We start from the raw sequence: 22,148 nt of genomic DNA on the forward strand, positions 1-22,148 counted from the left end.
TCTGTCTTACACACCAGGGCGGCCAGCAATTGGGCCGAGGCCGACTGAAGTCGTTTGCCTGAGTGGATAAACATCGAGCAACTCGCGAATCTCTTTGAGCGTAATGGCATTGATCGCTGCTAGATCGTCGTCGACCGAGCGAAATTCCTTGCGATAGACCCAATTGCCTCCCAAGCTGGAGAGACGACCCATGGGACGTTCGCTGGAGAGAACAACTCGCGAGGCTACTTTATTGCGGGCCTGTTCGAGTTCTTCTTCAGTCGGGCCAGTGCGGTTGAATTCGTCGTAGATCTTCTGAATCAGTTCGAGGTTGGAAAAGGTGTCTTCTGGCTGGCAGGACAGGTAAGTTCCCCAGGCGCCGGAACCATCGAAATCGTTGTAACCCAGGTCGGCCGTCTCTGCGAGTCCGGTCTCGACCAGTTCCCAGTACAGGCGGCCAGCACCTTCGTCTCCAACAATCGTCGCGACGAGTTCAGCAGCGAATCGTAAATTGCTCTGAGCAGAAGGAGCAGCAGCCATCTGCATGACATGCTGCTGGTGCATTTGATCTTTCAGTTTCCAGACTTCCTGGGGCACAGGCTTCGCTTCGTCGCGAACCCGACCAGGAAGTCCGGCTTGCCAATCCCCGCAATGCTTCGTCGCGAGTGCGACGAGGTGATCCCAGTCGATATTTCCAGCCGCTGCCAGAACGAGATTCGCTGCCCCGTATCGGCTCTGGTGATAAGCCCGCATCTGTTCTGCGGTGAGGGCTGCGATGCTCTCGTTTGACCCAAGCACACTCTGGCCAAGGGGGTGACCTGCGAAGTGCAATCCCATCGCCTGCTCATAGACATTAAACGCGGGCATGTCCTCGTACATTCCGATTTCTTCGAGAATGACCTGCTTCTCCATGTTGAAATCGTCTTCACGCAGGCTCGGCCGCATCATGCTCGCAAGGAGTTCGAATGTCTGATCGATGTACTCGGGAAGAATTGCAGCGTAGTAAACCGTAATTTCTTCACTTGTACTTGCGTTATAGCTTGCTCCCACCTCATCGAAGATGCGGTTGACATCTTCTGCAGTGAATTGTTCATCCCCTTTGAACGCCATATGTTCCAGGAAATGGCTGACTCCAGCTACCTCTGGTTGTTCATCACGGGCTCCGGTTTTTACGAAAAAGCCAATGGCTGCACTGTGAGCGGCAGGTTTGACTTCAGCGACAATTTCGAGACCGTTAGGAAGGACAGTGTGGTGGAACAGCATGGAGTTGCGATCGTCCGAATATGGGAAAATCCGTATTGAAGCCACTCGATGAGAAAACCGCAATCCCGACGCCGAAGCATCCGGATTGCGGTCTGTTTTCATCAACTTTCTCTGCCTGGAATTCCTGGCGACGGGCGAACGCTAGAATTCGCCGATCACCTCTCCCCCATTAATCGTCGTCAACGCTTCCATCGTTTTTGCATCAATGTTTTCGCTAATGAATCTGACTGCTCCATCAGCGAAGGCGAAATTCGCCCCTCCTTTGTGAGGGGAGCCGATTCCATCGGGACCGTTGATGTAGGGTTGTTGCGTGAATGGGCGAATGGTTGCTGCGCCTCCTTCGCCCCAGCGACTAGGTGTGCTGGTATCGCTGACCATGACGGTGTTTGAGCTTCCATCGCGTATGTCTGAAAGCTTTGTGACGCGATTGTATCCAAAGATGCCGGCTTTCTTACTGGTGACAGGCTCATTCGGACCATCTTCACCCAATCCTGCGATTCCAATGTAACTGGTCGTTCCGTATTTGTCTTTGGCGGGAATTGCATGGCTCGGGTTAGTTAAAACCGGAATACTGTTTGCGAGAGGAGCCTCATTTTCATCAGAGTCCCAGCTCTCGCTCTGATCAATCCTGTTGTAGACGTTCGATTGCTCTATGAAAGGGAGAATTAAGACGAGCCAACTCAACCGCTCTTCGGGGTCCAAGTCATCGTTTGGAATGGTGCCTTGGGGAAACCAACCGTGGGTGTCGTGATAGAGGTGGAGTGCGAGGCCGATCTGCTTGAGGTTGTTCTTCGACTGCGATCGCCGGGCAGCCTCGCGTGCCTGCTGTACTGCCGGGAGAAGGAGTGCCACGAGGACTCCTGTCGACCCCACTCCAATTGCTGGGTTGCTGGAACCCGGAAATGGAATAGCAGGGAGTGACTGTCGCGAGTAAAGATGAGTTCCGTTTTCATCCAAGGTGGTGACAGACACATTGTGGAACAATGACTGAGTGACAACCTCTGACGGAGGGATGTCAGAGATGTTGATCGGGAATGTCCAATCGGGTGGCACTGACCGTGAACTCTTCAGGCCTAGTTCACTGATGTTGAAGATGGATGGCAATGAGCCGAGCAACGTGTTGTAAATCGGCTTGGGATCGACCACAGAGATAGAGGTAAATTCACCTGGAAGTAATTCCATCGTCTCGCTGAGATCTTCTTCGATGTCCCAACTTGGGAGAGAATCATTCAGTCGCAGCACTTGGGCATTCACGGACTGAGGATTCAGGCCGATGATCAACCAATCTTCTCCAACAGAAAACGTCGGAGAGAAGACCGGCAGTTCGGGGAGAGACAATCGGAGTGTCGTTCGTTCGTCTTCTTCCGAGACGACAGTGCTCATTGGGAATCGACTTTGTCGATTGACTTCCCTTTCGATAAGGGAGAAGAGAGTCTTCAACGAGCTTGAGACTGTTTCACTGTCCTCCACCTGTAGCAGCACGATTGAACCCAGTCCGAATGGACCTTGAGCGGAGTCGGAATACAGGCAGTGCAACGAACCGAACGAGTGGAACAGCCCAGCGATATCAATTGAAGTTTGATTGCTCAGATCAGCGAGAAGCTGATCAACATCTTCAGGATCACCGTCTGGAGCGATTTCGGTGATCTTTTTCGCGACATCGACCGCTGTGTCGAATGCCGAGCCCAAATTGAAGGAGGCTGCGTAAACTCCCGCATTGTGCAGCGGAATGGGTGGGAGGTCGTTTAGGGTGAACGACTTTTGGTTCATCAGAGACAACAACCCGGTCCGCTCGCCCGGAGCATCAATGATGACTTCCGACCAGAGTGCTTCGCCTCGAGAACCGTTGATTGCGACGATTGAATCAAGTGACTGCAACCCGAGGATTTCCAGAATTTCATCGAGCGTGTGTGGGTCACCACCCTCTTTTGGAGGAATCGGAAGCGGAGAGTTGCCAAATTTTTCACGCAAGGCAGAGACGTCGATCCAACCAGCTTGAGTGACTTCGAAGTCTCCCTCATAATTTCCATATTTTGCCCACAAATCGGTTGTTGTCAGATTGGGCACATTTCCATCGACGACTTCCATCGTTTTGGCGATGGCATTGATTCCACCGACCAGAATCAGATCTTTCCCTTCTTGCCACCATCCAAGTTCAATGGTTGGGTTGGGAAGCTTGACGTACTTCACAAGCCGTTTCTTGACCGTTGCTTGTTTGACCTCGATCTCGCGATTCGAAATGTTCGTCAGTGTCTCAGCCAAGAGGTCGACTCCTTCGCCGCCCAATGGAACCACGATAGTGGCCCAGGCAGAAAGCGGCTTCCCTTCAGGAGCGTCGACTGCGATTCCGACGGAGCAGCCTTGATCGACCAGATGGTTGAAAATCTCTTCAATACCAGCGGTCTCTTCTGTCTCGTTAAGCTTCTGAAATAGTTGGCGACCAGCATCTGCGAGGCCACTCTCGAAAATTGCCTGATAGGCAACTGTCTGCTTTGCAGACTCTTCGTGTAATTTGAATCCATCAATCCGCGAGTAGAGCACTGTATTTGCCGAGAGAAATTCGGCGGCGGACTTTTCCTGTGTGTTCTTCTGGGCGAAGCTCAATCCTGCGAACGCCGCAACGACGACGGATGTGAGCGCGCAAATTTCAATAGGGATGGCTCTGTTTCTCATACATCACTCCAGTGGCGGGGGCAGAGAGAATCTGATTTTTGTTCATACACAGAGATGAGCATTGATCGGTAAAACGATCATAATTGGAATAAGTCGACTTGTATATAGTCGGCGCAGAGGATTGCGCTACCGGTTCCAAGGAGCTCGATGCACAAGTCGATTCGCGAGAGGTCACTACGCAATGGGAATGACCGCGGTGAGAAGAGAATCACCGAATGACTAGCGGTACTTCACGTCGTCTAATGGCTGAAGCGAATAAACGTCAAATAGGCGGATATCAATGCGGTGACGTCCGCTGACTCCATCGAGCGAGCCGTTTTTCGATTGAAAATCGTTCAGGCGGGCAATCTTTTCGTCAGGAGTTGGTTCAAGAGCATCGAAACCGGGAGATTTTCCCCAGACGATTCGGTTTCCCCCTTTTGTTTCAATTTCAAATGTTAGTTGACTCGGGTCGGTGTCCGGGGAATTTGTTGGCGGAATGATGATCGCTTTGAACCCCAAGCGGTTCCAATGGACCGCTGTATCGCCTGATGGAGCGAGTGCGGCCGCTAAAGAAGCGGCAGCAGTCACCGTAGCGTTTCCCCATGGTTCGCCGACTCTTCCTTGAGGATCTGAGTCGGAATCGAGGACGATCGGAAGTGTCTGTTTGGAAGGATGGGAGAAATCTGCTGACGGCAGGAGATTGCCCTCTGTATCGACAGGATAAAACGCGTTGCGACTTTCGATAAAGGCTGCAGGAATGCGGTACTCAACATCGACAACGATTCCCGGAGCCGGAGTGATCTCGACGGAATTGACCTGCTTGACCCAGGGGTGCTTTTGCCAGGCGAGTGCCAATTGCTCGCTCAGTCCGGGCTGAAGGAGAGAGACCGTTTCGGGAAGCTGCGAGAGTTCTCGAACCTCATCAATGATGGTCGAGGGTATCCACGGGTGCGGGGGAGTTAACCGCAGTTGCTGCAACCCGAACTGATATTCAGGTCGGTTGGAGACGTCAGGAATAATTCGGGCAATTCCAATTCCCAGCCCACATACCGCCACCAGAAAAGCCAACGTGACGAGGAATCTCCATTTGCTCCGTGAAGGTTGAACGACAGCAGGCTCAGGATTCACCACAATGGGTGTCTCCTGTTTTGCTGATTTTGAGGTTTTGGGTGCCTTTGCCATATCGCTTTACCGACGCTTCGCTCAGAGAATCAAAGCTGGAATCGGCATTCAGCGTCACGCCACGACGGCATTTTCGGGTTGCAAATGATGTCCTGCAAAATCGTTTCAAGCGGGCAGGGCGGGGAGAAACTTCTTGATTCGCAGCAGATAGTGACGCTGGAAGTCTCCTGCCGATCTGGAATAACGGCATCAATTGCGTACGGAGTCAGTGGTGAGATTCGTTGGTCGGTTCCTTAGATCGAAGTAGCGCGGAGCGAATGATCACTTCACATAAATCGCTCATTGACCATCCCCAGACGGCTGCGGATTTGGGCACGAGACTCTGCTCGGTCATCCCGGGAAGGGTATTAACTTCCAGCAGCCAGGGAGATCCGTACGCGTCCACTCGAATATCGACTCGACTGATCCCTGTGCACCCGAGTGTCCTGCTCGCCTGCAGGCCCAGTTCCTGTAGCTTCAATACAACCGAATCGGAGAGATCTGAAGTCACCACATAGTCGGTCTTGCGATCATGATACTTGGCTTCGAAATCATAAAACTGCTGTGATGGTTTGATCTGAATCGGAAATAGAGCCTGATCGTTACAGACGGGAACGGTCCATTCCTGACCAGCGATCGCTTTTTCGATCAGGATTGTGTGATCGAACAGAAATGCACATTTGCAGGCAGCGATCAGTCCAAATTCATCCTGTAAAATCGTGACTCCCAGACTCGACCCCTGAGCCTCCGGTTTGACAACAACGGGATAGCCAATCCGATCTGCAAGTTCAGCAAGCTGATTGGGCGAACAGTCACTTGTGGCGACACCGTATCGCGGAGTCGGCAGTCCTGCTTTTAGAAACTCGACCTTCGCAGCGTGCTTATGGAATGCAATCTCAGACGCGTGCGCATCGCTCCCGGTGTAGATGACATTGAGTGCATCAAGCTCCCGCTGAAGCTGACCATCTTCCCCGTAGGTTCCATGAAGAGCGAGGAATGCGAGATCGAACCGACTCCAATTCACCTGTCTGATCGGAGTCATGGCTGGATCGATGCACTCGACGTGCGCGCCGGAGATTCGCAGGGCATTGGCAATCGCTTCGCCAGATTTCAGGCTGACGTCTCGTTCTGCAGAAGTCCCCCCCTGAAGCACTGCAATTCTTCGCTTCGATGATTGCTGAAGGAAGTGAGGTGGTCTTGGAAAATGGGAGAATTTCTGATCCAACGCGTTGGAAACGAGGGCGCTGGGGAGGTGTGGTCGGGCACTCATAATGACTTCACAGTTGAGAACGGAAAGCCACCCAAGGAAATTCTTCCGGTGCCCAGTGGTTGACGGCGCTTTGCAGATTCAAAATCTTCAGTCGGCACTTCTTGCCTTCGCGGATCAATGCCTGGTGGATTATTTCGGTTCTAACGAGACCAGCAGAGTCGGCATCGGAACCTGATGAAATTGATTCAAGTTTCGCCGGTAACAAGTGATCCGAGGAGGTTCACGCTCGTTGACAGTGCGAAATGGGAGGTCTAGCATGAACCTGCTCGAGTGTGTCACCTGGAGAGACGGCAAGTGTTGGACAGAGCCTTCTGATATTCCTTTCATGTTCAACCTGACATGAATTTCACTCCTCCTCATCAAAGCGGGCGATACTCTCGGATCACGAGAGAAGAGAAACATGCGCCTGTGATGCATGTGACGTTGTACGATCGAGTGAGTGCTTCGCTGATGGCGCTTCTGATTGCGATCAGCTTCTGTGTCGTTTTGATTGTCGCTTGGTGGTATTCGACCAGACCTCCGCGACAGGATTTTCTTGTTCCGCTGGAGATGATTCATTCGCCGGGCGGTTTTGAGGACGGTGTGTTGGGGGAGACGTTGCGCGTGGAGTCCCCTGACGATCCCGCCTCTGATGCAGCGGTCGGAAGTGACGAGGATTCTGGAGCAGGAGCCGAAGGGGAACACTCTGTCTCACAAAATCTCGCGTCATTCGTTGCGAATGTCGGAGTAGGGCTGACTCAGGTGGATCAGGTCATCGCCATGTCCGGACAGGGGCCATCGCGTCCCGGGAGTGCATACGGAACAGGTGGTCGCCCGCTCGGATCAGGGAATGGAGACGGAGGTTTTCCAGCGGAACAACGTTGGTTTATTCGCTTCGCTGATGAAGTGTCATTGACCGAGTATCGCAAGCAACTCGATTTTTTCGGAATTGAACTGGGAGCCTTACTGCCGGATGGGCAGCTCGTATACATCAGCCGATTCACACAGCCGAACGTTGAAAAGCGGATTACCAAATCCGGGCGTGATGAAAAGCGGCTGTATTTGACGTGGCAGGGGGAGGGGCGAAAGTCAGCGGATGTTCAACTGTTTTCAGACGCTGGAGTCAATGCGTCGCGAGCAGTTCTGTTCCACTTCTACCCGCCGGAGGTCGAACAAAAACTGTTGAGCAAAGAAATCGCCTTTGCGAACCGGCTTCCCAGTGAGATTCGAAGAACCTATTTTTCAGTATCGAAAGAGGGGGATCGTTACGATTTCGTCGTCGATCGACAGACGTACCTTCGCTGAAGGAGATGCAGATTTGTTGCTCGCGTTGAGATTCGTCGAGTCGAATCAGCGTTTATCTTGAATTGATCAAGGAACTGGTTCGACTTTTCAGGACACGTTCATTTCCTCCGACCATTGATGATGACATGCCTTTTCTGGAAATCGTAACTTCCAATGGCGAGAGAGAGCGATGTGAACTGAAGAAGCAGTCTCCAGTCGCAATTGGAAGGCATGCCTCGAACGACATTCAGATCGATGAACCGGAAGTGGCGATCCTGCATTGCCGTATTAGTTGGAGCAACGGAGGGTTTGAAGCGGTTTCAGCGACGCAGGAACCGCTCGATATCAACGGCACGCTCAAAGGTAAGTCAATTCTCTCCCCGGGAGATCTGCTCCGATTTGGAACCGTCGATATCTATTTTCGAGACGAGTCTTCGCAAGCGACGGCCGCGTCATCGTCACGGCGGGTAGCAGAGATTCTGGAATTGCCTCCCGTCGCTTCTACGCCAGCCCCGGTCGAAACCAAGGTTCCTTCACCGGTCCCTGTTCCTCCTCGGATTGCTCCCAGGCAGAAGCCCGTTCCAGTTGAAGAAGTCGTCGTCTCCCCGCAGGAAATCGTCGTTCCGCTCGAGCAATCCCAGCATATCCGAGACAGGCTGCGCTCGAACCAAAGTCGTCCCGGCGAAGAAGACTTGCTGCAATCGCCACTGATTCTCAGTCTCGTCATTGGCGCCTGCCTTTTATTACTTGCGGGCGGGATCTTCTATTTCATTGCGTTGCGTCAAACGAGCCAACAGGCTTTCGAGCAGGCGCGGAAACACTTTGATGATGGAAACTATCGTGGAAGCATCGAAGCTCTGGAACGGTATCTGATCGACTACCCAGGACAATCCTCTGCGGACGATGCGAGAAGATTGCTGGGGCAGGCGAAGGTCAGACAGCTCATCGAAGGCGGTGCGCCGAACTATGCGGAGGGCCTGAAACAGCTGCAGCTATTCATCGAAGACGAACGAGATCGAGGGCAGTTCGAATCGCTCTTTGCGGAGTTGATGGACATGTCGAAGACGATCGCTCTAGGCGCAGGAATCGCGGCAGGGAAGCAACTCGATCCACAGCAGCTCGATGTCTCGAAGCAAGCGGTCGTCGTGTTGAAGACGTATTCTCCCAAGGATGTTCCGCCGACAGAGACATTTTCGCAAATCGACCAGGTCCAGCGGGCATCTCAGCGCCAGATTCTTCAGGACAACGTCTACCGCGAAGAACTTCTGCGGATCGATCAGGCAATCAGGGAAAATCAGCCTCTGGCTGCCTTGCAGATTCGACGCAGTCTCCTGAATCGATATCCCGTCTTCGAAGTGGATCAGAAACTTACTGATCGTCTGAAAACAAGTCTCGAGCAGGAGCTTCTCAAATCGAACTCTGCCAGTCTGGAGAGACCCGCGGTGCAGTCGGACCACAATTGGGTGGACGGTGTTCTCACTCTCTGTTTTCAGACACGAACGAAAACCGATGAAGTGCCAGCTGGACAAACGATTCCCGTTCTCGCTCAGGATTGCTGTTACGGGATTGATCTTGTGACGGGTGAGCCAGTATGGCGCCGGGTGATCGGGTTTCAGTCACATCCGTTTCAGCTTTCAGAAGTCGGATCTCCGGGAGTGGTTCTGTTTGATGCGAACCATTTGGAAGTTGTTCGTTTGAATCGTAGCAATGGATCACTTGTCTGGAGGCAGTCAACAGGCTCGGCGCTCGGGGGCGTTCCGCTGTTGCATGAAAACGCGTTGTACGTTCCCACAGCAGATCATCGATTGTTATGTCTCGATCTGGAAACAGGCACCTTGCGAGACAGTCTGAACTTCTCACAACCGGTTGGAACCCCTGTCGTTTCGGGAGATGGAAGCCGGATCATCGTTCCCGGTCACGAAGAAGTTCTTTATGTCGTCGATAAAAACACGTTCCAACTCAGTGGAGTGTTCGATCTCGGTCATTCCGCTGGCGCTCTGGCAGCCCCAATGCTCAGTGTTTCGAATTACCTGATCGTTGCAGTCAATGGGCAAGGGACAGCCTCGGTGAAATTACTGGTAACGAAGAATGGGGCTGGAAGTTATCAGTTGACAGCGGCCCAGACCGTGGAAGGGATTGTCGTCGATCCGCCGGTGCTGCGAGGGCGAGATTTGTTCGTTCCATCGCTGGGAAATCGGGTGACGAGTTTCACCATCTCAGATGATCCAGATCAGCCACCGCTGACCGTAGGACCGGTCTATGTCGGCGAGAGCAAACTCGTCGGATCCGCATATCTTCTTCCCGGTCCAGACCGTCAACTTTGGGTGGCGACAGATTCTCTGAATCGATTGCGGCTCACCGCGGAATCATTGCAGTTGGATGGACCAGTGACAGGAGCGGGAATCACTTCACAGCCTCTTTCATTCCTGAATGGTTCGTTATACCACGCCCGTCGGCGACCCTTTGCTGAAGCAGTCACACTCACTCGAACTGATCGCGAAGAAATGAAAAGCGATTGGCAGGCAGTTGTCGGAGCGAAATTGATCGCAATTTCCGGGGGAGCGGATGCCGGGAAATCGGTCGTTGCCGTGAACGACATGGGGCAGGTGTTTCAGGTGACTCTCGATGAGATTGCTTCAAAGACTTTCCACTCGGTCCCGGTCACGCGACTTCCCGTTCCAGTCGATCTCACAACTCCACTGTTGGCGGCAGATCTTCGGACAGGGCATGTCGCAGTGGCTGCAGGTGGAAGTGCTCCCCGCCTGTGGATACTCAATTCAAAAGGCCAGGTAGAACGGAATCTTCAGCTATCAAAACCATTTCAGGCATTGCCGGTCGACTTTGGAGACAGCGTGCTGCTTCCGTTAGCGAGCGAAATTCAAATTGTTTCCACTCCTGAATCCGCTGCAATCCAGCCGTTCAGATTACCGACTGGCGAAACACTCAAATGGAGTAGTGTGATTGCTCTCGGTCAGAACCGGGCAGCGGCGGCTACGGACACCGGACGGCTCTATTTGCTCGAACTCAATCAAGACCCCGTTCCTTATCTGGGAGAGGTCCAACGAGTCGATCTCGGCGCAGAAATTGAAATCCCCATCGTCGGGTCACAGCTGTGGATTGTCGTCGCTGATCGTTCCAATCGAGTATCGCTCTTCGCCTCTGAACGATTGGAGAAGCTCGGGGAACGTCAGTTTGAGAAGCCTGTCACAAGCCCGATGCAACTGCTAGATGAACAGCTCTATGTGGAGATCGGATCCGATGAACTGCATTGCCTTCAGGCATCTGCAGAACTAAAGACACTCTGGCAGATTCCGATCGACAAGTCATCCGTTGTTGGCGTCGTGCTGCTCGATTCCCGGTTGGTCGTTGCACTTCAGAATGGCAACGTCTGGTTCGTCGATCCGCAGGATGGAACGAAGATTCGTGAGTTCGATGTCCAGTGCGAGATCGCTTTGGGGCCGTTCGTGGTTGATCAGAATGTCGTCGTGGGGACCGCGGATGGATCGTTGATCATTGTTCCTCAGGAGTAAACAGGATCTTGGCGTGCTCGAGATGAAACCTCTTCTGCACTTATTGATGTTCTCTTTCGTTGTGGCGGGAGTAGTCACGGGGGATGTCGCTGCGCAGGAAGAAACAGAGCAAATCGTCGAGCGGGAGGACTTCTCGTCAGAGTCACTTCCGCTTCTGGAAGACCTTGCGGTCCCTGAGGCGGAGGATTTGCTGGTCAATGGATCGCGAGACTGGATGGTGCTCGATACCGAAGAAGTGATTGTCATCCAGCCGGTTGTGAATCGACCAAATGCCCTCGAACGTCGTCGGAGCGAAATCGCAGAAGCACAAGCAAAACGCGGTCAGAATTTCGGGGCCGCGAGAGATGCGCTCGAACAGGAAATTCGAGCACTGAATGATTTTCAGATCACCTTGTTTCAGAATCCTGATCGAAGAGAATTTCAGATCCCGGTTCGTCGAGTCAAAGAGATCCTTTACTACGAAACGCTTTGCCTGAAACGAATTGAACTGCTCACAGATCCCGCAGATCTCAATCACCAACGATTACAGCAGGCTGATGAACTGCTGATGCGCGTTCAACGCCTTCAAAGCGGTTGGCCCGGATTGTCGGATGTTGCCATTCAGTTACTGTCACTCAACGTCAGTCAGAGGATGGCTGATGGGCAGTATGAGATGGCACTCGCTTTACTGAAGGAATGGCGCAGCAGGGTGCCGAACTCCCCGCAAATTCGAGAGTTGACCGGGACGGTGGTGCGAGAGATTGCAATCAAGGCGATTGAGAGATCGGACTTTATTCGAGCCCAATATCACCTGAGGCAATTGAACGCGATTTATCCTGATCATCCGGTGTTTACCGAGTTGGCGAGTTCCCTGACTCAGCAAGCCGTCACGAAGATGCAGCAGGCAATTGAAGCGTACTCAAGGAATGAGTTTCGGGCCGCGTCAATCAGCGCCGAAAACGCGATCACTGTCTGGCCTCCAGCACAGGAACTCAAGGGAGCCCATGGACGGATCACCTCACGGTATCAGCGATTGCATGTCGGTGTGACAGAGTTGCCCGGTGAGTGCATCGCGTACCCGATTCCGTCGGCGGCAGACTTGCGAGTTGACGAGTTGACGACGTTGCGACTTTTCGAGTTTCAGGGACTTCGAGACGGAACTTCCTATTACGGGACCCGCTTCTTAGACGCATGGGAACCGCGGGACCTCGGGCGAAAAGTGCACTTTACGCTGCGGCAGTTGCGTCAGCCCTCAGATAGCCATGGGGTGATCACCTCTGCGGAGGTGATTTCTCCGTTGCTTCGTCGACTCGATCCGGAGGACCCGGCGTTCGACGAGCGTCTCGCGTCCATCATTCAATCTGTTGACGTTCATTCGCCGATCGATTTCACGCTCGCCTTTCACCGTGTCCCGGATCGCATCGAATCTCTACTTGCAACGATCTCGCTGGACAATGACGCGGCACAGGGTGATCCGCTTTCTGGCTTAAAAGACCCGGGAGGCTTTCGCATTGAATCGAGTACGCCTGGAATGATGGAGTACGTGCGAAAACTCCCCGAACCTGATAGCACAAAGAAATATCATATTGCTGAAGTGGTCGAACATCGATTCGATTCTCCGCAAAAGGCTGTTCAAGCGTTCCGCCGCGGGGAAGTGTCGATGCTTGTCGGCTTACCGGACGTGGAGGTTCGTACTCTTCAAGCCGATCGCGAACTTTCGCGAGACCTGTTCTTTCAAAAGTCGATTCTCCCGGAAACTCATTTTCTTCTCTTCAATTCCAGAAGCGAAATTCTCAGGCACATCGAACTTCGTAAAGCGCTTACCTACTCGATCGACTCAGAGCGAATTCTTAAGGAAATTGTCCTTGAAGATCCGAAGCTTCAACATGGCCGGTTGGTCACGACTCCTTTTTATTCAGGTCATCTCGCAGTCAATCGGCAACTGATTCGACCACCATTTGATATCTCCAGAGGTTTCGCCTTGACACTCGCAGCCAGGCAGAAGCTGAATCAGGACGTTCCTCCGTTAACGATGATCGTTGCACCGGGAGTTGTTGCGCAATCTGCTGCTGCGGAAATCGTCAACGGATGGCGACGAATCGGCATCGAAGTCAACATCGTGGCAGCGAATGCTCCGCTGCCAAAAAGTTGGGATATCCTGTATCGAACTGCTCAAATCACTGAGCCGACGCTTGAAATGTGGCCTTTGCTGACAGCCAGCAGCAACGCACGGATCTCGGATTTGAGTGTCCATCCGGACTGGCTGAAGCAGGAACTTGTTCAGATTGAGCGGACTGGTGATCACACTCGGTCGATCGAGCTGTTCAATGGACTGCAGCAGCATTTGCAGGAGCACGCCTCGTTCATTCCTCTTTGGGAAGTTGATCAGTATTTTGTGTTACGGAAATCCATTCGGAACATGCCGGAAGTCTTTTCACATCCGTACGACAACATCGATCAATGGACGATCGATCCCTGGTATCAGGAGTCGTTGCCTTGATCGTCCTTCGCCGAAATCGAATGGTAGGGTTTCTCTGTCTGATCGGGATGCTTGTGGCATTGTTTGGACATTCAGTTGTCCTCTATGCGGAGGGCGAACCACTCCCGGAATGGCGTCTGCGGCCCTACGAAATTCAGATTCAGCTGGACACTGCATTCAATACGACGGTTTCAGCAACGCTGCAGGAGAAATGGAAATCACAATTTCACGAGCTGATCACTTCCAGATTCCGAAATCAGTGGAAGGTTGAATTCCTTGATGGCGAGGCCCCGAACTCAAACCGGTTCGATAAAGTCTTTCGAATCCATCTATCTCAGCAAGGGGGAGTACTGGAACTCAGTGGAAGTGAGTGGGACCGTTGTTCCGATACTTCACTGTCAGTACCAACGAAAAGAGTCCTCGAACAGCGGGCCGTCCCGTTTGAAATGGCGGACTTGTTGATGGAGGCGTTCCGACCACTTGTAAGATTGGACTCGGCGGATGGAACTCGAATCACAGGCGAGTTACGTGCTGGCGAGTTCGGGAACGTGGAGCGATTCGGTTCATCTGAACTGGAATCTGCCGTCTTTGTCCCCTTTGCTCGAGTCCTGAACAAGCGGGGGGAACTTCACGTACTTTCGCGAATCCCGTGGTCTTATCTGGAATGTCAGCAAATTGAGCGGGCTGATTGTACGTTTCAACTGGTCTCCTCCTTTCAGCAGCCGATCCCCATCGGACGACGGCGTGTGGAAGCGTACGCTCTGTTGCAGCCTCCGCAGCAAGTTGCTCTGGAAATTCTCGTTTACCCTCGCGGGAGTCGTCAAAATTCGTTGATCGGGCTTCGCTGTCTATTAACGAGTCCTCCCACAGAAAACTCTGAAGAGGTACTTTCACCAATTGAGCTTGCAACGGATCGTCGCGGCATCGTCACGATTCCTGCTGACGGAACTCATTCCATTCGGCAATTAACTTTGTATAGCGGTGCTGCAGTGTTGGCGAGAGTTCCGGTGTTTCCGACCGGGGCATCGAGAGTCGATCTGGAAGTCCCTGACGATTCAGCCCGCTTGAATATCGAAGGAGCAGTCAGTCGACTCGAAGGGGAATTGGTCGACCTCGTGGCAACACGTGAAGTTCTGATTACCCGCGCTCAAGCTGCGATGGAGCAGAAGCGATGGGAAGCGGTAGAAGAATTTGCGGAGCAGCTTAAAAAGATCCCAACGCAGGAACAGTTTCTTTACGCCATTGATCAGTTGGAGTTGCAAGGGACACAGGCTGCCAAAGATGCAAAAGATCGCGTTGCCGAGCAGAGGATCAGAAAATTGTGTCTCTCAATCCGAGAGTCCGCCGTTCGCTTTCTTGAGACATCCCGCATTCCAGACGTCCTGGATGAAATCAATAAAGAACGGTCTCAGCAATAGTCGCTGGTGATTCCGTTCCGTTAAGTCGGCATCAGTGGTCGTGTGGATGACCATGATCATGGTCATGATCGTGGCTGAAAGAGAATTTAGGGAGAGTGGGAGCAGCAGGGGGGAAGCTCTCCGCAGTCACCTGAGATGCGTCGAACGCAATGGTTGCCGCTCGGTATACATCCCGCAGTGAAGTCTGCGTTCGCTTAGCGACTCGGGCGCAATCTTCGAACTCCGGAGCGAACTCTGCGACTCCGCCCGATTGCCAGCCGATCTTTCCCTGTACCGGTCCAAATTCAGTGTGAACCGTATGCGGTTGGCGCGGGCGAATTGATCGTGAAAGCGTCTGGCGCCGGATTCCAAGTGTTCCGGTTTCACGGAAGAGAATCTCTTCAAACGCGTCGACTTGATCCTGTCTACAGAGGACGGAAAAAAGAGTTCCCGGACGGTTCTTCTTCATCTGAGCAGCGATGGTAAACACGTCCAGCGCACCTGAATCCATCAGGCACTGCTGAGTATAGCCAATGATCTCTCCGCTGATGTTGTCGAGATTGGTTTCAAGCAGCACAACTTCGTCGCGGTCTGTCGAGGCTGCTGCCTCACCGATGAAAAGCCGCAGGATGTTCGCTCGATCAGGGAGATTTTTCTGACCGGCACCGTGACCGATCGACTGGATCGACATGGAGGGGAGCTTACCGAAACGGTCGGCGACCACTCGCACAATTGCGGCACCGGTGGGGGTTGTTAACTCTCCCTGAACAGGAATCTCTCGGAGCGGAATTCCTTTGAGAAGTTCCGCTGTTCCCGGAGTGGGAACGTTGCAAATTCCATGTTCGATCCGAATTTCACCAGACCCGGTTGGAATCGGCCCGAAAACGATCTGGTCGGCGCCGAGCAGGTCGATGCCAATCGCAGCCCCCACGATGTCAACGATGGAATCGATCGCGCCCACTTCATGGAAATGGACCGACTCCAAAGGCATTCCGTGGACTTTGGCTTCTGCTTCTCCGAGCGCCAGAAAGATCTGCGAAGCGAGTTCCCGTTGGTGTTGAGTGAGCTTCGTTGCTGAGCTCAATAAGTTCAGGATCTCCGCAAGATGTCTGTGAGCTTGCTGCTCCGGATGGACAATCTTGACTGACTTTGCTCGAAAACAGGACTTTGTTACTTCGCTGACATGAATCTCCACCCCCGGCAGATCAAGCGAGGCAACTCCATCGCGAATTGTGTTCAAGTCGACACCAGCGTCGATCAGTGCAGCGAGAGTCATATCTCCGCTGATTCCGGTGGCACATTCAAAGTAAGCGATTTTCATCATGCACGCAGTTGAAACTCATACGCATATGGGACTGAATGGTGAGACGGTTATGATGGAATCTGTTCTGGTGGAATTGCTCCGGGAAAGAGAAGTTCATGTGAAAGACGCTGCACTTCGCCAGCAGCATTGACGCATGCGAGTGTCGACTTCCCGGTCGCGAGGAGTTCCTCTTCGCGAACAACTTCATATTCGTGTAACAACTTGGCGCCAGTCATGCTGGCGACTCGCACACGGAGAGTCAGTTGATCGTCATATCTCGCGGGGCGTTTGTATTTGCACTCGATGTTGACAACCACCAGAAAGAACCCGCGTTCTTCCATCGCCCGATAATCTCCCCCAGTAGCACGAAACAGCTCAGTGCGTGCAATTTCGAAGTAGCAGATATAGTTTGCATGGTGCAGAAGGCCCATGGCGTCAGTCTCGGAATAGCGAACGCGGAGCGGAAACTCGTACCAGTCGGACATAAACATTCAATCGATTGAGGTGGGTTGAAATGGACTTTCAGCGGGACGATTATACTGCAATACGATGGATTCGCGTCAATTTTCAGCGAACGAATTGTCACTACGTTCACGTTCTCAATCTGAGTCATCAGAGTGGTCACATCAGAATTGGAAGGATGAATCAATGAAACATGTCATCGTGGTGCTACTCGGACTGGTTGTGAGTCTTTGCCCAGCCTTAAAGGCCGAAGCGGAAGAAACCATTCGCGTCATGACGTACAACATCCATCACGGCGAAGGATTGGATGAGAAGTTAGACCTCTCGCGGATCGCCCGCATCATCAAGGAAGCAAAGGCGGATCTGATTTTGTTGCAGGAAGTCGATTCACGGGCCAAGCGATCTCATTCTGTCGATCAGGTTGCTGAACTGGCGAAAATGACTGGACTTCATGGTCAGTTCTCCAAAGCCATTGCCCTGCAGGGAGGAGAATACGGACAGGCGATTCTGTCACGATACCCCATCGAAGCCCATCAGATTCACAAACTCACCGGGAAGCCGAAGTCCGAACAGCGTATTGCGGCCGAGCACGTTGTTGAGATCAATGGTCGGAATGTCCGCGTTGTGACGGTTCATCTCGACTTCTCAAGTCCGGAATCGACCCAGCAGCAGGCGAAAGAAGTTTTGAATATCCTTTCCGAATCAGTGGAGCCTGTGATCCTCGGCGGTGACTTCAACGCGACTCCTGATAGTCCTGCGTTGTCGCTCTTCAAAGAAAACTGGGAAGGTGTGGAATCACCAAAAGAAAACACATTTCCAGCGGATCAGCCTCGAACCCAGATCGATTTTATCCTTGTCCTAAAAGGGAAAGGGCTCTCAATCCAATCTGGGAAAGTGATTGAAGAATCAGTCGCTTCGGACCACCGCCCCGTCCTGACGGAGATGATTCTGCAGTAATTGAGGTTGCTATACACCATCGTCGCGACGGTGCGTGGCCCTTATGAAGCCGGCTCTTGAGGAGGAGTCGGCTTCTTGGCAGCACCTTGCTGACGCGCCAACTCAAGCGGAGAGAGCTTCTTTGCCGGCTCCTCAGTTTGTGGAGCTTCGGTTGCTGCCTTCTTAGCTGCTCCCTGTTGTCTTGCGAGTTCGAGTGGCGACAACTTCTTCTCAGGGGCAGCTTCTTGCGTTGCGGGCGGAGCGTCCGCTTTCTTGGCACCACCTTGCTGACGTGCCAGCTCAAGCGGCGAGAGCTTCTTTACCGGCTCCTCAGTTTGTGGAGTTTCGGTTGCCGCCTTCTTGGCCGCTCCCTGTTGTCTTGCGAGTTCGAGTGGCGACAACTTCTTCGCGGGAGCTGCTTCTTGTGTTGCGGGCGGAGCGTCCGCTTTCTTGGCAGCACCTTGCTGACGAGCCAACTCAAGCGGCGAGAGCTTCTTTGCTGGGGCAGCTGTCGCATCCTCAGCTTTTGCGGCGGAGGGGAGGGGAGATGCGGGCGCAGTCTCCGTTTTGACAGCGTCCTGCGTCGGCAGAGGGGGAGCCACAACTGTTAAAAATGCGGGCGAGATGTCGTACCAGCTGATGTCCACAGTCTCCATGAACTGAACGAGAGCTCGCCCGTTCATATTGACGGTCTTGACTTGCCCCGTGAGTCCGCGAAAACGCCGGAGTTCGGGAACTTCATCCCGGACAACGACAAACTTGTCCGTCAGTTCCAGTTTCAGGGTTTCAGCTTCTGCAATCGACATGACTCAATCTCTGGGCAATTCAACGTCAACGAGTTCGGGATCCTGTGAGGAGGAATGCTATTTTTGTTCGGTCGCGGATTCTCCGGACGAAGTGGTATCGGTTGCTTCAGTCGGAGAAGCATGCCCCGCTTCGGTCCGGACGCGAACAGGCGAAATGCCGCGACGCAATGTCGTGCGCATGTCGTCGAGCGAGACTTCTTTCTGAGTGAAGTACTTGAACTGGGCGGCAGCCTGTCGAACAAACATTTCGATTCCGCTGACAGTCACGCAGTCATGTTCTCTCGCTTCCTTCAGGAACAAGGTGTTTTCTGGATTGTAAACGGTGTCGAAAACAACCATCCCATCTCGGAACCAGAACTGTTCGTAAGGACTCGCGTTCATCTCAGGGGACATGCCGATGGGGGTGCAGTTCACGATGACATCAGCCGAGACAGAACCGCGGTTCGCCCAAGTGACGTACTGACACTTCAGTTCTTCCGCCAGTTTCGAACCGCGATCTTTTGATCGGTTTGTAATCATGAGAACGGCACCGGTTTTCGATACACCCAAACCGATGGCACGGGCTGCTCCGCCTGCTCCGAGAATCAGGACACGCTTTCCGCTCAGCGAGTTCTCCCCTTTTTTCTCCAGCCCCAGATGAATGGCGTCCATGGCTGCCTGGTAATCAGTGTTGGCAGCACACCACTCTCCGGCTGAGTTTTTGAACAGCGTGTTGGCAGCACCAATGCTTTGAGACGCTTGATCCGCCTTTTGCGCGAATTTCAAGGCAGCCTGTTTATGTGGAATGGTGACGCTGTACCCGCGAATTCCCAGCGTTTCGTAGGCTTTCAGCGTCTCCTGGAATTCTTCTGGTGGAACTCGAAGCGGGAGATAGACAGCGTTCATTCCCATTCGTTTGAAGGCGACGTTGTGGAGCAGGGGGCTCCAGCTATGTCCGATCGGATCACCCAGAACACCAAACACAGCGGTTTCAGCATCGATACTGTCGAAGCGATACAGCTTCTTCATCTCTTCATAGGGTAATTGTCCGGGAGCCATTACACGTTCTTTACTGAATGTACAGTACGTGAAAGGAGCCCCGAATTTCCCGCAGAGGATTCGGCTGACGATGCCGTATTCTCCCATGCAAAAGGCGATCGTTGGGATCTTCGCTCCCTTGATCAAATTGAGCAGGCGCACATTGTCGATGGGCGAATTGGCCATCGTCACCACTTTGACGATGTCTGCATCCAACTCACACATTCTTGCATGAATCTCTTCGATATCGTCAGGGGTTTCCTGAAAGTTGTGGTAGCTGACGATGCGTTTCGTCTTGCCAAATCGAGGAATGACTTTGGCGAGGTCCTCTTCGATATCGACATACTCGACGCCAGCTCCGATTGCCTGACGTAGAAGAATTCGTCGTTCTTCTTCTGTACCGCTGAAGCGACCGCCATCTTCAGGACGTCGGCAGGTGACAACGGTTGCGGTAGGACGATTTTTAAGAAGTTCACCGAGTCGCGGCGAACGTGCGATCCAGTCGAGACGAAGCTCAACGAGTTCCGCTCCGCGTTGTGCGAGCGTCTGATGCTCGACCAGCATCATCTTGTTTCGAGTACGGCCTAATGTCACGCAAATCATAATCTTTTCCGGGCCCGTATCGGGACACAAATCCGCATTAGTAGATTGTCAACGACCTCGTTCAGGTGCAGCTTCAATGCGAGAGAGATCGAAACAGGCTCTCGTACTCTTCTCCTGATACGTCAGAACGACAATGAGTTTTTCTGGAATTTAATTTTCGTCGATGGTCGTTTCTCGTAGAAACTTAGCTGCATCTTCCGGCGGAACCGGATTGATGTAGAATCCGCTTCCCCACTCGAACCCTGCCACGCGACTCAGCCGTGGAATGATCTCGATATGCCACAAGTAATGTGGCAAGTCCTGACTCGAAAACGGTGCAGAGTGAAGTACGAAATTGTAAGCCGGATCATCCAGCCCGATTTCGAGCTTCAGAAGAACTGTTTTCAGGACCGTCCCGAGATCTTCGATCATCGGCTTGCTGATGTTTTCATAATGGCTCGAATGATGGCGTGGGAGAATCCAGGTTTCAAACGGGAAACGACTCGCGTACGGGCAGAAGACAACGAAGTATTCCGTTTCCAGAACAATACGTTTCTCTGTTGCAAGCTCCTGCTGAATCATGTCTTCGTAGATGCAACGACCGCGATAGTCGAAGAACTCGCGTGCCCCCTCAAGTTCCTCCTGAATCGCGATCGGTACGATCGGGGTGACGATCAGTTGAGAGTGGCTGTGATCTAGAGATGCGCCAGCTCTGCTTCCCTTGTTCTTAAAGATCAGGCCGTGAACCAGGCGGCGGTCTCGCTTCAGGTCGACGAGCCGGTCGCGATATACCCAGAGGACTTCCCGAATGTTGTCGACACTCAGGCGAGACATGTTTGTCTCGCGGTGTGGACATTCCACGATGACTTCATGTGCCCCGATGGCATTCATCTTGTCGTAAATGCCGTCTCCACGTTTCTCCAAATCCCCTTCGATTCTGACGGCAGGGAATTTGTTCGGGATTACGCGGACCCGCCAACCTGGCCCATTAGGAACGCCGCCATCGCGATACGCAAGGATCTCAGGCGTGGTGGCGTCTTCATTCCCTTCAAGAAACGGATCGAATGCATCGCATGTCGCTGCCGTCTCTTCGAAATTCTGTGGGCGTGTCAGACGGTCTGGAGCAATGATGACCCAACGCCCGACAATCGGATCCTTACGCAATTCCTGTGTGGTACGGCCAGTAGTCATTTACGGCTTTCATCTCTTGTCGGTTCCGAAACTTGCAATCCGCAAGCTTCCGGGTGCCTCGATTCTACCTTGCGATTGATAGCGAGACGCCATGGCGATCAATTGTTGATAGAATTTTAGGAATCCGTGTCAAAGATATTCGCTTTGCCGTACACGATAAAGGAATTCAGGGAGTCGACTCAAGACGCGCAAAAGAAAACGTGGAGCGAACTTCAATATTCGCTCCACGCATCAGTTTGATTACAAGTGACATCGTTTAGAAGCCACTTTGTCTGACTTAGTATTACTTGGCTGCTGCTGGCAATGTACCTTCTTTGAGCAGGTCACCAAAGGTCTTGCCGTCGCCAGCATCGCCTTCAGCTGCTTTGTCGAGTGCTTTCGCGAGAGCTTCTTCGCCCTTCACGTTCTTTTCGCCGAGTGCTGAACCGAGAGCCTTGCCGTAATCGCTGACGGTCTTCTTGTTCTTGCCCCCTTCACCGTGGCAGACACCGCACTTGAGTTCGTTCGCCTTTTCAGCGACTTTCTCGTACTTCTCGGTCAATGCCTTCAGGTATTGCGGCCGGGCTTCAGCATTCTTCGAGGTTGCCAGGACAACCACTGCCCCACAAACCAACATGGCCACAAACAGATTCAGTTTCTTCATCCAATTTTCTCCCAGGCTCTACGGTGAAAACCTGACGTTTCCGTGCTTCAATGACCTCACTCAAGGAAATATGAAGCGGTCTTACTTTGGCACAGCTCGATCAAACGGATTGGTCAGGGGCGTTCCATTAGAATTTTCATATTTGAGACTGTCAACGCAGCATATTGTATGACATGTCCAAGTGAAGAATTCTGCTGATGTTACAGGATGAGCAATTCAAGTGCCGAAGATT

Annotated in this window: 15 protein-coding genes; 5 read left to right on the forward strand and 10 right to left on the reverse strand. The window is 52.7% G+C overall.

The genetic code is table 11. The annotated features are described in order from the left end of the window. Positions 1-6: 6 nt before the first annotated feature. From SH668x_RS06855 to SH668x_RS06870, 4 genes are all read right to left on the reverse strand, one after another. A complete protein-coding gene (locus tag SH668x_RS06855) occupies positions 7-1,344 on the reverse strand; it encodes a M16 family metallopeptidase (RefSeq protein ID WP_437187956.1) in 1,338 nt (445 codons plus the stop codon). A 39-nt stretch (positions 1,345-1,383) separates the two neighbouring features. Then, entirely contained in the window at positions 1,384-3,915 is a 2,532-nt protein-coding gene (locus SH668x_RS06860; RefSeq protein ID WP_437187957.1) for a DUF1559 domain-containing protein, read from the reverse strand. A gap of 219 nt (positions 3,916-4,134) precedes the next feature. Further along, positions 4,135-5,028, reverse strand: coding sequence for a cell division protein FtsQ/DivIB (locus tag SH668x_RS06865; protein ID WP_437187958.1), 894 nt, complete (start codon positions 5,026-5,028; stop codon positions 4,135-4,137). Positions 5,029-5,284: 256 nt separating this feature from the next. Continuing rightward, positions 5,285-6,328: a D-alanine--D-alanine ligase gene (locus tag SH668x_RS06870; protein WP_437187959.1), complete on the reverse strand. Its 1,044-nt coding sequence runs from the start codon at positions 6,326-6,328 to the stop codon at positions 5,285-5,287. Positions 6,329-6,778: 450 nt separating this feature from the next. Between SH668x_RS06870 and SH668x_RS06875 the strand changes: the two genes are divergently transcribed. From SH668x_RS06875 to SH668x_RS06890, 4 genes are all read left to right on the forward strand, one after another. Continuing rightward, complete coding sequence (locus tag SH668x_RS06875) at positions 6,779-7,612, forward strand: hypothetical protein (protein ID WP_437187960.1); 834 nt, start codon at positions 6,779-6,781, stop codon at positions 7,610-7,612. A 125-nt stretch (positions 7,613-7,737) separates the two neighbouring features. Next, entirely contained in the window at positions 7,738-11,121 is a 3,384-nt protein-coding gene (locus SH668x_RS06880) for an outer membrane protein assembly factor BamB family protein (protein ID WP_437187961.1), read from the forward strand. A gap of 22 nt (positions 11,122-11,143) precedes the next feature. After that, positions 11,144-13,600 (forward strand): ABC transporter substrate-binding protein, encoded by a 2,457-nt coding sequence (locus SH668x_RS06885; RefSeq protein WP_437187962.1) that lies wholly within the window; start codon positions 11,144-11,146, stop codon positions 13,598-13,600. Next, a complete protein-coding gene (locus SH668x_RS06890; RefSeq protein WP_437187963.1) occupies positions 13,561-14,997 on the forward strand; it encodes a hypothetical protein in 1,437 nt (478 codons plus the stop codon). Before SH668x_RS06885 ends, SH668x_RS06890 begins: the two co-directional genes overlap by 40 nt. A gap of 31 nt (positions 14,998-15,028) precedes the next feature. On the opposite strand, the gene larC is transcribed toward SH668x_RS06890, so the two are convergent. Both larC and SH668x_RS06900 read right to left on the reverse strand, forming a co-directional pair. Continuing rightward, complete coding sequence (gene larC / locus SH668x_RS06895; RefSeq protein WP_437187964.1) at positions 15,029-16,300, reverse strand: nickel pincer cofactor biosynthesis protein LarC; 1,272 nt, start codon at positions 16,298-16,300, stop codon at positions 15,029-15,031. A gap of 47 nt (positions 16,301-16,347) precedes the next feature. Then, a complete protein-coding gene (locus tag SH668x_RS06900) occupies positions 16,348-16,764 on the reverse strand; it encodes an acyl-CoA thioesterase (protein ID WP_437187965.1) in 417 nt (138 codons plus the stop codon). A gap of 163 nt (positions 16,765-16,927) precedes the next feature. Here SH668x_RS06900 and SH668x_RS06905 point away from each other — a divergent pair, with 163 nt between their 5' ends. After that, positions 16,928-17,698, forward strand: a complete 771-nt coding sequence (locus tag SH668x_RS06905; protein WP_437187966.1) for an endonuclease/exonuclease/phosphatase family protein — start codon at positions 16,928-16,930, stop codon at positions 17,696-17,698. Positions 17,699-17,739: 41 nt separating this feature from the next. Here the strand turns inward: SH668x_RS06905 and SH668x_RS06910 are convergent, their stop codons facing one another. The 4 genes from SH668x_RS06910 to SH668x_RS06925 all read right to left on the reverse strand — a co-directional run bounded on the left by SH668x_RS06910 (position 17,740) and on the right by SH668x_RS06925 (position 21,916). Beyond that, positions 17,740-18,483: a hypothetical protein gene (locus tag SH668x_RS06910; RefSeq protein WP_437187967.1), complete on the reverse strand. Its 744-nt coding sequence runs from the start codon at positions 18,481-18,483 to the stop codon at positions 17,740-17,742. A 57-nt stretch (positions 18,484-18,540) separates the two neighbouring features. Continuing rightward, the gene (gene aroE, locus SH668x_RS06915) at positions 18,541-20,103 is read right to left on the reverse strand and encodes a shikimate dehydrogenase (RefSeq protein WP_437187968.1); all 1,563 of its coding nucleotides are present in this window, start codon (positions 20,101-20,103) and stop codon (positions 18,541-18,543) included. A gap of 150 nt (positions 20,104-20,253) precedes the next feature. Continuing rightward, complete coding sequence (gene galT / locus SH668x_RS06920) at positions 20,254-21,273, reverse strand: galactose-1-phosphate uridylyltransferase (RefSeq protein ID WP_437187969.1); 1,020 nt, start codon at positions 21,271-21,273, stop codon at positions 20,254-20,256. A gap of 283 nt (positions 21,274-21,556) precedes the next feature. After that, a complete protein-coding gene (locus tag SH668x_RS06925) occupies positions 21,557-21,916 on the reverse strand; it encodes a hypothetical protein (RefSeq protein WP_437187970.1) in 360 nt (119 codons plus the stop codon). Positions 21,917-22,148 lie beyond the last annotated feature (232 nt).

This window comes from Planctomicrobium mucosum (assembly GCF_051466335.1).
Classification (GTDB): Bacteria; Planctomycetota; Planctomycetia; order Planctomycetales; family Planctomycetaceae; genus Planctomicrobium.